The organism is Enterococcus sp. AAFC-DPL-5182, from assembly GCF_058216605.1.
The window spans coordinates 1,451,982-1,464,827 of the sequence record NZ_CM177101.1 but is presented as its reverse complement, the minus strand read 5'-3'; the positions used below and the strand labels follow the sequence as shown (position 1 = coordinate 1,464,827).

At 38.9% G+C, this 12,846-nt stretch carries 10 protein-coding genes; all 10 read right to left on the bottom strand.

Annotated features, from left to right (window positions below; translation table 11 throughout):
• Positions 1-23 precede the first annotated feature (23 nt).
• On the bottom strand, positions 24-2,600 hold the full coding sequence (gene xdh, locus AC4BB7_RS06735) for a selenium-dependent xanthine dehydrogenase (RefSeq protein WP_490484829.1): 2,577 nt from the start codon (positions 2,598-2,600) through the stop codon (positions 24-26).
• A gap of 296 nt (positions 2,601-2,896) precedes the next feature.
• Positions 2,897-3,928 carry a xanthine dehydrogenase accessory protein XdhC gene (xdhC, locus tag AC4BB7_RS06730; protein WP_490484828.1) on the bottom strand — a complete coding sequence of 344 codons (1,032 nt, stop codon included), beginning with the start codon at positions 3,926-3,928 and terminating at the stop codon, positions 2,897-2,899.
• Entirely contained in the window at positions 3,925-4,311 is a 387-nt protein-coding gene (locus AC4BB7_RS06725; RefSeq protein ID WP_086312566.1) for a winged helix-turn-helix domain-containing protein, read from the bottom strand. The genes xdhC and AC4BB7_RS06725 overlap by 4 nt, the downstream gene beginning before the upstream one ends.
• A 183-nt stretch (positions 4,312-4,494) precedes the next feature.
• Positions 4,495-5,814: a nucleobase:cation symporter-2 family protein gene (locus tag AC4BB7_RS06720; RefSeq protein WP_086312564.1), complete on the bottom strand. Its 1,320-nt coding sequence runs from the start codon at positions 5,812-5,814 to the stop codon at positions 4,495-4,497.
• 99 nt (positions 5,815-5,913) lie between these two features.
• Positions 5,914-6,294 carry a Rid family detoxifying hydrolase gene (locus AC4BB7_RS06715; RefSeq protein WP_490484827.1) on the bottom strand — a complete coding sequence of 127 codons (381 nt, stop codon included), beginning with the start codon at positions 6,292-6,294 and terminating at the stop codon, positions 5,914-5,916.
• A gap of 36 nt (positions 6,295-6,330) precedes the next feature.
• On the bottom strand, positions 6,331-7,269 hold the full coding sequence (gene arcC / locus AC4BB7_RS06710; RefSeq protein WP_490484826.1) for a carbamate kinase: 939 nt from the start codon (positions 7,267-7,269) through the stop codon (positions 6,331-6,333).
• Positions 7,270-7,580: 311 nt separating this feature from the next.
• Complete coding sequence (gene ygeW, locus AC4BB7_RS06705) at positions 7,581-8,774, bottom strand: knotted carbamoyltransferase YgeW (protein WP_490484825.1); 1,194 nt, start codon at positions 8,772-8,774, stop codon at positions 7,581-7,583.
• A gap of 115 nt (positions 8,775-8,889) precedes the next feature.
• Positions 8,890-10,206 (bottom strand): YgeY family selenium metabolism-linked hydrolase, encoded by a 1,317-nt coding sequence (locus AC4BB7_RS06700; protein WP_086312556.1) that lies wholly within the window; start codon positions 10,204-10,206, stop codon positions 8,890-8,892.
• 5 nt (positions 10,207-10,211) lie between these two features.
• On the bottom strand, positions 10,212-11,405 hold the full coding sequence (dpaL, locus tag AC4BB7_RS06695; protein WP_490484824.1) for a diaminopropionate ammonia-lyase: 1,194 nt from the start codon (positions 11,403-11,405) through the stop codon (positions 10,212-10,214).
• A gap of 53 nt (positions 11,406-11,458) precedes the next feature.
• Positions 11,459-12,841: a dihydropyrimidinase gene (gene hydA / locus AC4BB7_RS06690; RefSeq protein WP_490484823.1), complete on the bottom strand. Its 1,383-nt coding sequence runs from the start codon at positions 12,839-12,841 to the stop codon at positions 11,459-11,461.
• Positions 12,842-12,846 lie beyond the last annotated feature (5 nt).

The window sequence follows — 12,846 nt, the reverse complement described above, 5'->3', positions numbered from 1 at the left end:
AGCACATCACAGAAATCATTTATTTATTTTTTCTTCTTTTGATAAAAAGTATCTTCCATCGGTAATGTTGGTCTTAACTTTCCGTCCAGTGCATAATAAGCACCTGCTAAAGCTGGTGCCGTCGGAATCGTTGCTAATTCTCCTACACCTTTGATCCCGTATGCTAACCCATCATGAATATTTTTTGCTTGAACTAATATTGTTTCGATTGGTGGTACTTGAGCCGCATTTAGTAGACCCAGGGTAGCATATTTTGCTTTAACATACCCATCTTCCATAACAAATTTTTCTGTTAGTGCGTACCCCATTCCCATCACGATACCACCTTCGATTTGCCCTTGCGCAGCTTTTGGATTAACGACCTGTCCCATATCATATGCAGCAACAAATTTTTCGACTTTGCCTTTTTCATCCAATATCGCCACCTCAGATGCATATCCGTAACCTGCATGACTGACGGGACTTTTTTTATCGTTGATCAATGGATCAGTCTTAGCTGAATATTCTCCATAAAATTCTTGTCCTTCTAAATCTGATAATGCACGCCCCATATCAAGTTCATAACGCAACTGCATCGCAGCTCTTCTCGTTGCTTCACCAGTAAATAAAGACTGACGGGAAGCAGTTGTCGTACCAGAATCTGGCGTTCTGTGTGTATCTGGCGCTTCTGCGATGATCATTTCCGGCGGCAGGTCTAAAGTTTCACATGCAATTTGGGTCGTGACGGTCGCCATCCCTTGACCAATACAAGCTGCACTGGTTCTTACATGGACTTTGCCCTCTTCTACTGAAACAATACAACGACCAATGTCAGACAAACCAACTCCGATTCCACTATTTTTGAAGAAACAGGAGATACCTGCAACTTCGGCCGTTTCATATGCTTCCTTAACAGCCAATAATGTTTCTTTTAATGCAGCATTTTTTGAAACCAACTGACCATTCGGCAAAGAATCACCTGGTTCAACAGCATTCATATATCGGATAGCCCATTGAGAAATTCCAACTTTTTCTGCTAACAGATTAAGATTACTTTCAATTGCAAAGGCTGTTTGACAAACACCGAACCCTCTAAAGGCTCCAGCAGGAGGATTGTTCGTGTAAACAGCAAATCCTTCTACATCAATATTCTGATATTTATACGGACCGGCTGCATGAGTACACGCACGCTGAAGAACTGGCCCGCCTAACGAAGCATACGCACCTGTATCAGCATAGATCACAGCTTTCATAGCAGTCAGATTTCCCTTGGCATCACATCCTGTAGTAAAGTCCATCTCCATACCATGCCGTTTAGGATGAACCATCAAACTTTCTTGACGACTAAGAAGAACTTTAACTGGTTTTTTCAAACACCAAGCAGCTAAAGATGCATGATGCTGCACACTCATATCTTCTTTTCCACCAAAACCACCCCCAACTAATTTGGACTGGACATGGATCTGATCTTTTTCAACGCCTAACATACGAGCAACTTCTCGTTGTTCATCATAAATACTTTGCCCAGCACTATAAAGTAAAATACCAGATTCCCCTTCTGGCATTGCAATGGCACATTCTGGTTCCATAAAGGCATGCTCATTGATCGGTACAGAATAATGTTGTGTCACTACATACTTTGATTGCGCCAACTGTTCATCAGCATTTCCACGAACAAGATGTTCATGAGATAAAATATTCCCTTTTTCATGGATCAATGGAGCATTTTCCGCCAAGGCTTCCTCGTAAGTAGTTATAGGGGGCATTTCTTCGTACGCAACTTCTACTAATTCTTTGATTTCTTCCAATGATTCTTTCTTTTTTGAAACAACTAAAGCTACCGCATCCCCAACATAACGAGTGATCTCACCTTCTGGTATCATAACATCCCAATCAGAAATAAACTCTAAATGACCGATTTTATTATTTCCGGGAACATCTTTCGCCGTTAAAACAGCCTCACAATCCGGGTGCTGTAAAGCCTTAGCCGAATCAATATTCAGAATTTTTGCTCGCGGATATTCACTTCGGACTGCAGAAGCATGCAACATTCCTTCAACTATGATATCGTCAACATACAATCCTGTTCCCAACGTTTTTTCAACTGCGTCAACTCTTTTGAAGTCCTCACCTAATTTTCCGTTTGAGTATTCCTCTGGAATGCTCAATTCTTCACGAAACAGCTTAGCCGCTAACTGAATTGCTTCCACAATCTTTACATAACCTGTACAACGACAGATATTTCCACGAATCGCTTTTCTTATCTCTTCATCACTAGGTTCTGCTTTTTTATTCAGTAAGCCTTGCGCTGAGATAACGATCCCAGGAATACAGTACCCACATTGAACCGCACCAGTTTTAGCAAAGGCATAGGCATAAACATCTTTTTGACGTTGTTCAAGCCCTTCAATCGTGACAATTTCCTTTCCTTCTAGCTTTTCTAAGTTAAATAAACATGCTTTGGAAACCCTTCCATTTATCAACACAGAACAAGCGCCGCAGGAACCTTGGTTACAGCCATCTTTTGTACCAGTCAACTTTAAATCTTCCCGAAGATAGTCCATCAACTTCTTATTTGTCTCGCAGGTCTCCGTTTTACCATTTACTACTAATGAATACATTTCTCTTTACACCTCAATTTCTGTTATAAGTATAGCTTTTAATCACTATGATTATACCATAAAACTTCGGACTAAAAATTATTTTTTAGCAAAAAAAGTTTTTTTGTTTCATTTTAATGAAAACGGACTAATACAGTTCTAGTTACCGACTGGATTGAGCCTGTTTCCAAACGTAGTATAGACCCTTAAACTAGCTATTTTTATCATGCATTAGTTAATATAGCTTGAATTTTTTTGCTTGGTTCAACACGATAAAATAATTCATAATTATTTTTTGTCTCTCAATGAGCTCACTCCTATTTTGACGGACTTTTCCTTGCAGTTTCTGCTCTTTTTTCAATTAATTCTCCCGCAACACTGATTGCCAGTTCGGCTGGAGTTTCTGCTTTGATTTTCAATCCAATCGGCATATTGATCCGTTCAATCTCTTCCATCGAAAAACCGCTTTCCTTTAGTCGTCTGATTTGAATAGCAATTTTCTGCTTACTGCCCATCACTCCAATATAATGCGCTTTGGTTGCCAACAATTGCTTTGTCAGCAGAAAATCAAATTGATGCCCGCGTGTCATCACAATTGCATAGTCAGCTTCTGTCAGTTGAATCGACTGTTCAATATTCTCCATATCGATCACCATTCTCTGATCAGCATCTGGAAAAAATGTTTCGGTTACCAATTGTTCGCGATCATCTAAAATAACACAGTAAAATGCTAATGTTTTTAAGATTGGAACCACCGCTTGTGCGACATGACCTGCACCAAATACAAATACCTTGCCTGCTTGGAGTAATGACTCAATCAAATAAATGTGCTTATCGACTTTTATTTCTGATAACCCTAGTTTGAATGTTTCACTATCAAATTCAGCTGTCACATTTCCAATAATTCCAATGTTCGAACTATACAAACCAAAATCATTCGCTCCTTCAGCATTTATTCCAGTAATCAACCAGCATTGCTGATTAGATTCGAAATGTCTTATAATTTCCGTACAAACCCTAGAAACAGCTGGGTCACGGTAAGAAAGATAGTGAAAAAACAATGTGACATTCCCACCACAAATCATGCCAAGATCTGCACTATCATTCGGTGCTAAAATAAATTTTTCAGCTTTAGATACCTTATCTCTCAAGACTTCTTTCGCTATTTTTTCTGCACGAAACTCGATTGCACCACCGCCAACCGTACCAACTAAACGTCCAGACGTTCCAACTAACATTCGAGCTCCGGCTCTTCTTGGTGTTGAACCTGAACTTGCAGTAATCGTGACTAAAACTGTTTCTTCTTTTTGTATGATTGCTTTATTTAACCGCAGAAAAAGCTCCTTCATGTTCTTTCCTCCAACTCAACTGATTCTGATTTTATTTCATCACCGAATATCTCCGCAAAATATTGATTGGTGATTTGATACGTTTTTTTTTGAAAAAGCAGAAATTTTTCGGTCAACTGTTTACCTTGAATCGTAACCGTCGAACCTCCTCCATTACTGCCACCTATACTTTTATCGATTAGCGGATAACCTAGCTCCTCTTCGGCTTTTTTGATCATCCGCCAAGCTTTGTTATAAGACATTCTCATTTGCTTTGCTGCTGTATTCAATGAACCAGTCTGGGTAATCCGTTGGAGTAGTTCAACCACACCAGGGCCAAAAAAAATTCGATTCGTCCGTAATTTCAAATTAAGCGTATAATTAAATGACTCTTGATCCTTCATCTCAAAACCTCCTTTCGTTATACTTTAAAAAGATAACGACAATTAAAAAAATATACCTAAAAAATCAAGCAGTTTCCTTTCCTGTGCTGATAATTTTCTTTCCTTCTTCATAAAAACAATGCAAAAGACAAATCAATTTTTTATTTATCTTTTGCATCTTTTTTAAGGAGACAACCTTTGTTTTTACTCGATTGCTACTTGTTTTTCCTCTTTAAGTAAAACATTTAAGATAACTGCAACGATGGTGGTTAAAATCACTTCTGAATTCCCAAAAATAGTTGTTACCCAAGGTGGAAATCCACTTAAGCAGCCAACTGATAACGTAACGCCAATTCCAAACGCCAAAGAGATTCCTACAACTCCAGTATTTCTTGGTGTCAATTCTTGAGATGAAATCATCCGAACGCCAGTCATTGAGATCGATGCAAAAACAGAAATTGTTGCACCGCCTATTACTGCATAAGGAATCGTCGTCAAGATCGACGCAACTTTTGGGACAAAACCTGCTACTAACAAAATAACTGAAGCAAAAACCATGACATATTTATTGATCACTCTCGTTACGGTCACCAATCCTACATTTTGACCAAAAGTTGCAACGGGAACTGACCCAAAAAAGCTGCCAATAAAGTTTGAGAAACCGCTCCCCATAATACCACCAGAAAGTTCCTTATCTGTCGGTTCCCGATCCATTGCGCCAACAGTCGTTGCAGTAAACTGTCCGATTGCTTGAACTGCGTCCACAATGAACATCACAACTAATGTCAAAATCGGAACGATTTGAAAATCTAAGCCAAAATAAAGTGGCGTGATCACTTGAAAAAATGATGCTTCTTTGACAGGCGTGAAATTGACCATACCTAACGCTAAAGACAGGATATAACCAATGATCATTCCGTTTAAAATAGATGATAATTTAAGAAAGCCTTTTGAAAAATAGTTAAAGTAAAACACTACAGCAAATGTCAGTAATGCCACCAACCAATTTTTGGCTGACCCAAAATCGGGGCTCCCAGCGCCTCCAGCCATATACTTGATTGCAACAGGAAAAAGAGATAAACCAATACTCAAAATAACGGTACCTGTCACAAGCGGTGGAAACAATATCCGAATTTTTTTTATCGACAAACCGACTAAAATAACTAAAATACTGCCAACTAACTGAGCACCAAAAATTGCCCCGATTCCAAAATCGCCTCCGATTGCCATTAAGATCGGTACATAAGCAAAACTTGCACCCATCATCACTGGTAACCTCGATCCAACTTTTCCAAAAATAGGGAATAGCTGAATGAAGGTTGCCACCGCTGAAAAAATCAATGATGTTTGAATCATGATCGTCGTGTCTCCTGAACTTAGATTACAAACCTTCGCAATCATGATTCCTGGTGTGACGATTCCAACTACTGCTGCTACGACATGCTGTAAGCCCATTGGAACAGCTTCTTTGATCGATAACTTAGCATCGTAATCAAACAATGCTTTTTCTTGTCTTTCACTCATAGGCAAGTTTCCTTCTTCACTTTTTATTTTAAAAAGGACTGCACTTATCCGAGTCTTAAAATCCGCAACCCTTTTCTTTGATCAGGAATTGTTCAAAAATTACGATTTGACTGCGATCGCTTCTACTTCAAAAAGTCCACTCTTCGGTAATTCTGCTACTTCTACACAAGAACGTGCAGGGAGGTTTTTTGAGAAGTATTTTCCATAAATGTCGTTGATTTTAGCAAAATCTGACATGTGTTTTAAAAATACTGTTGTTTTGACAACATTGTCATATGTCATATCTGTTTCATCTAAAATCGCCCCTAAATTGATCAAGGCTTGCTCTGCTTGTTGTTCCACTGTTTCTTTCATCTCTCCACTAACTGGATCTAAACCCAATTGACCAGAGATATACTGCGTTTGACCAGCTAAAACTGAATGAGAATACGGTCCAACAGCAGCTGGTGCACTTGGTGAATTGACCATTTTGTTTGTCATCGACTTCACTCCTATTCTTCACTAATTCGTGCGTTTTTATTGTTCAATGATCGTTCCCGTTTTGCCCACGATTCCATCTTTGGCTTTTTCTAGTAATGTGATCAAGGTCTTGCGTCCTGGTTTTGACTCAGCAAATTGGATCGCTGCTTCGACTTTCGGCAACATTGAACCTGGCGCAAATTGTCCGTCTGCTGCATGTTTTTTCATTTCACTTGTTGACACTTGGCTTAATTCTTTTTGGGTCGGCTTTCCAAAATCGACACAGACTTTCTCCACTGCCGTCAAAATGATCAGTAAATCTGCATCCACCATTTCAGCTAATAGTTCACTACAGAAATCTTTATCGATCACTGCAGCGATTCCACTTAAATGATTGGCTTCTTTGACTACTGGAATCCCTCCTCCACCGCAAGCAATCACGGTCTGACCTGAATCGATCAGGGATGTAATTGTTTGAATTTCGATAATTTCTTTAGGTTTTGGAGATGCCACGACTTGACGATACCCACGACCAGAATCTTCAACGACGGTTACTTGTTTTTCCTTTACAAGTTCGTCTGCTTCTTCTTTCGACATAAAACGGCCGATCGGTTTCGCTGGATGAGCAAATGCTGGATCTTTAGGATCAACAGCTACTTGCGTGATCACTGTTCCAACTGGTTGTTTTACGTTACGACTCAATAATTCTTCACGTAGAGCATTTTGTAGATCATAGCCGATGTAACTTTGACTCATCGCCACACAAACAGACAGTGGAATCGTCGGATACTTATTCGGATCACTTAATGACAATTCTTCCATTGCTAGTTGAATCATCCCAACTTGAGGACCATTTCCATGCGACAAGATAACTTCATATCCTGCTTCAATCAAATCCGCAATAGCTTTGGATGTTTCTTTGACCGCAGTCATTTGTTCTGTTAAATTATCACCTAGAGCGTTTCCTCCAAGAGCAACTACTACTCGTTTTACCATGCAGCTATTCACCTCATTTTCAATTTTATATTTATTGGTATCAATCTTTTTATTTTAAAAGCAAGATACTTTCTCCCTCAATAAATCACGTTGATGACTGTTAAGTAAAAGCGAACCTCTGCATGAAGTATCAGAATCTGTGGACAGCAGATTCTTTTTAAGTTAGCTTCCTTCTTAACGGATAGTTTTTAGATATGGACTTGGAAAGGTCTTATTATTTCTAGTTTTTAAAAAGAGAATTAACTAATTTTCATATGGCTATCATCATCACTTGAGAAAGCATCTCACTTCATGCCTAGTTCAATATAACCTTACTTCACTTCTCTTGGGGTTGCTTTCTTTTCAAGATCTTTTAATGTTGCTTGCGGGCTTTTCACTTTGCTTAAGAAAATCATTGCCGCAATAATGTACGGTTTGTAGCTTGCTTCTTTATAAAGCTCCACACGGTAACGGTCAAAGACAGATGCTTCAACTTCCCCTTCTTTACAGCTTACGCCTGTAATATCAGCAGGTAAGCAATGCATGTACAAAGCTTTACCATCTTTTGTTGTCTTCATTAATTCTTCTGTACATTCCCAATCTTTATGGTTTGTATTTTGAGCTAACAGCTCTTTTTCTAATTTATCGATTCCAGCTTGATCACCTTCACCGTATAATTGCGTCCGTTTTTCCATTGCGGCAAAAGGTGCCCAACTCTTAGGATAAACAACATCAGCATCTTTGAAGGCTTCTGCCATACTATTCGTTTTAGTGAATGAACCACCAGCTTCCGCTGCATTTTTCTTGGCAACTTCTTCCACTTCCGGCATGATTTCATAGCCTTCTGGATGTGCTAAAACAACATCCATCCCAAGGCGCGTCATTAATCCAACAATTCCTTGAGGAACTGACAACGGCTTACCATAAGATGGTGAATAAGCCCACGTCATCGCTACTTTTTTCCCTTTTAAGTTTTCAACACCGCCAAATTCATGGATCAAATGTAGAGCATCTGCCATTGATTGCGTTGGATGATCGATATCACATTGTAAATTGACTAAAGTTGGACGTTGTTCTAATACACCATCTTTATGTCCTTCTTGCACAGATTCTGATACTTCACGCATGTACGTATTTCCTTTACCGATGTACATGTCATCACGAATCCCGATAATATCTGCCATAAATGAGATCATGTTCGCTGTTTCACGAACAGTTTCCCCATGTGATATTTGGCTTTTTCCCTCATCTAAATCTTGAACTTCTAATCCCAATAGGTTACAAGCAGAAGCAAAACTAAAACGAGTTCTCGTTGAGTTATCACGGAATAAAGATATTCCTAAACCACTATCAAAAATTTTAGTTGAAATGTTATTTTCTCTTAAATAACGTAATGTATCTGCTACAGTAAAGACTGCTTCTAATTCGTCACGAGTTTTTTCCCATGTTAAGAAAAAGTCGTTTTCATACATTTTATCAAATTCTAATTTGTCCAATTTTGCAATATAATCATTAAAAGTTTCCATGTCATTTCTCCTCTATATGAATAATACGATAGCCGATATTCTAACGCCCTTTACTCATTAGAATATCGGTTCGTTTTTCCCTTATTTTATTTAGCTGAATACTCTATTGCACTGTTTAGTTGTTTTCACAATAAACAGTCGGTAATGCCGCGTAGACAGCGGCACAACGTACTAAATCATCTTTCCACGTTTTTTCGTTTGGTGCGTGAGCTTGGGCTTCTGCTCCTGGTCCAAAACCAATACAAGGAATTCCATTACGTCCCATGATCGATACGCCATTTGTTGAGAATGTCCATTTGTCTAATAGTGGACGTGCTTTACGCATATCGATTGTTTCTTTTGATCCTTCACGTTCTTCTCCATAAAGATTTCTGTGTGTTTCCATCAATGCTTTTGTTACACCATGTTCTTCTGGAATCACCCATGTTGGGAAGTAACATTCGATTGGATACGTTAACCCTGTATATGATGGACGATCATAGTCATACATTGATACAACTACATCTTCTCCATATTTTTTAACTGCAGGTAAATTACGAATTTCATCTAGACAGCTTTCCCAAGTTTCTCCAGCAGTCATTCGACGGTCTAATGAAACAGTACAACCATCTGCTACTGCACAACGACTTGGAGATGAATGGAAGATTTGTGAGGCTGTCACAGTACCTTTACCTAAGAAACGAGCCTCTTTCCATTCTGGATTGTATTTTTCATCAAGCATTCGAACTAACCCTCTAATAACAGTACTTTCAGTATCACCATTATTATTTAACGCACGGACATCTTGTAAGATATCGGCCATTTTATAAATAGCATTATCTCCACGTTCTGGCGCAGAGCCGTGGCAAGAAACACCTTTGACCTCTACCTTGATTTCCATCCGACCACGCTGACCACGGTAAATACCGCCATCTGTTGGTTCCGTTGACACTACAAACTCCGGACGAATCTTATCTTCTTGAATAATATATTGCCAGCACAGTCCATCACAATCTTCTTCTTGAACAGTAACTGTTACTAAAGCTGTATATTTTTCATTCAGTAATCCTAAATCTTTCATGATTTTAGCACCATAAATTGCTGAAACGATTCCACCTTCTTGGTCAGAAGTACCGCGCCCGCCAATTTCTGTATCTGTTTCATACCCATCATATGGATCAAATTCCCAGTTGCTCATTTCTCCGATACCAACTGTATCCATATGACCATCAAAGGCGATCAATTTTTTTCCAGTCCCCATATATCCAAGTAAATTCCCTTGCGGATCTACTTCGATTTTGTCAAAACCTAATTTAGTCATTTCAGCTTTAGCACGATCCATTTTTGCGCCTTCTTCAGCACTTTCTCCTGGGATTTTGACTAAATCACGTAAGAACTTGATCATATCCTCTCTATATCCTTCTGCTGCTTTGTTAATTGCTTTGAAATCCATTTATATTACCTCCATAAGATTTTTTTATAGTTATCTGGATCTGTGTCCCCTTCTGTTGAAAACATTAAAACAGTTGAATTTTCATCTAGTTCCAACGTCTCACGTAACTCTTGATATTCAGGATCTTGCATTGCTGTCGCAACAAGTCCCATCGCAACAGCTCCCGATTCCCCTGACACGACCTGAGGATCGCCTTTTAATGGCGCACCAAGCATTCTCATTCCTTTTTCTGAAACCCAATCTGGTGCCGAAACAAAAACTGACGTATGATTTTCTAAAATATCAAATGAAATCGTATTTGGTTCACCACATGCAAGACCCGCCATGATCGTTTGTAAATCCCCTTCTACAAAACGAATCTCACCATCTTTTTCGATTGCTGATTTATACAAGCAATCTGCCGCTTGCGCTTCAACTACAATCATTTTCGGTGGATTATCTGGATAAAGATTGGCAAAATAACCAACGACAGCTCCAGCTAAACTGCCGACACCCGCTTGAACAAAAACATGTGTAGGGCGTTCTTTGCCTGCTTCTTTCAATTGTTTTGATGCTTCTAATGCCATCGTTCCATAACCTTGCATGATCCATGTCGGGATTTTCTCATAGCCATCCCAAGCCGTATCCTGAACCATGACACCGTTTTCAGTTTCTTCAGCCATTTTGTTTGCCATTCGAACACATTCATCATAATTGACTTCTTCAATGGTAACTTTTGCGCCCTCTTTTTCGATATTTTCTTTTCGGGTTTGCGTTGAACCTTTCGGCATTAAAACAACTGATTTTTGTCCCAACTTATTCGCTGCCCAAGCAACTCCCCGTCCATGATTGCCATCGGTAGCTGTGAAAAATGTTGCTTGCCCAAATTCATCTCTAAGTTTCTCAGAAGTTAAAATATCATATGTTAAATCTGCAACATCTTTTCCGAGTTTTTCTGCAATATAATTTGCCATAGCAAATGAGCCGCCAAGTACTTTAAATGCATTTAAACCAAAACGATACGATTCATCTTTAACAAAAAAGTCTTTTAAACCTAAAAACTCAGCCATATTTTTTAATTCAGCTAATGGTGTCTGATTGTATTGCGGGAAACTACGATGAAAAGCTAAGGCTTTTTCAATTGCTTCCTTTGACATCAGTGTTAAATACTGATCATTTGTTTTAGGCATTTCATTTGCCGTCCATTTTATTTTTTCCAAAAAATTTTCCCCTCCGTATATTTATTTAAATCAACTCAAGTTGATTGATTCTATTAGTCAATGGGTGTAATCTCACTAAATACAAACTTCCCTTGTTTTTCTAAGATAACTCGACCTGATTCAGCGACTTTCTGCCCTCTTAGATAAACTGATTTTGCTTGTCCTCTCGTTTGCATGCCATCATATGGTGTATAATCCACATTTTGTAGTTGGGTTGCAGCTGAAATGACACCCGTTTTTTTTGGATCCCAAATCACGATATCTGCATCACTGCCTGCTTGGATAATGCCTTTTTGCGGATACAAAGAAAACTGCTTGGCAATATCTTCTGAAAGTAAGGCCACCATGCGCTCCAAACTGATTTTTCCAGTTGTCACACCATAGGTATAAATCAATTCCGGACGAGTCTCCACCCCTGGCATGCCATTTGGGATTTTACTGAAATCATCTTTACCAGTTGTTTTTTGCCCTTCAAAATTAAAACTACAATGATCCGTTGAAATCGTATTGACCTGACCGTCCATTATTCCATCCCATAGCGCATGTTGATCATTTATACTGCGTAAGGGGGGGGAACAAACATATTTAGCTCCTTCAAAATCAGGTCCATCGTATAAATGATCATCTAACACTAAATATTGGGGACAGGTTTCTACATAGACCTTTTGTTTGCGACTTCTCGCTCTTTTTACAGCTTCTAATGCTCTCTTTGTGCTTAGATGAACAATGTTAACCGGCAAATCAGCTAATTTTGCAATCATTAAGTAGCGTTCCACTGCTTCCGCTTCGACTGAATCGGGTCTAGTCAAAGGATGATAATGTGGTGACAGTTTTCCTTCTGCTACAAATTTTGCAATCATCTCATTCACTAGATCTCCATTTTCACAATGAATCCCCAACATACCTTGGTACTTTCGAATTTCTCTCATTGCCTCAAAAATTTCAGCATCTGTTGTTCTTAAATTGTCATAAGCCATATACATCTTAAACGAGGTAATTCCATCATCGATCATTTCTTTGATTTCTTTTTTTATACTAGGATTCCACTCAATGATCGACATATGATACGTATAATCACAAGAACTATTTCCAGAAGCAAGCTGATTCCAAGTAGCTAGGCAGTCTTTTAATGAACTGCCTTTACTTGGTGTAGCCATATCAATCACAGCAGTCGTTCCTTTAGCAACGGCCGCTTTGCTGCCAGTGTAAAAATTATCTGCAGTACTCATAGAACCCTTACCATTATTTAACTCTAAGTGGGTATGAGCGTCGATAAATCCTGGTAGTAAAAAACAACCCGAAACATCCTCAATGGTAGAATCCTCTGCTTTTAAATTTGTGCTTACCTCAACAATTTTTTCGCCATCGATTCTCACATCTACTTGACGGCGACCATGAGCGGATACCACGATTCCGCCTTTTAAAAGAATAGGCATTTTTT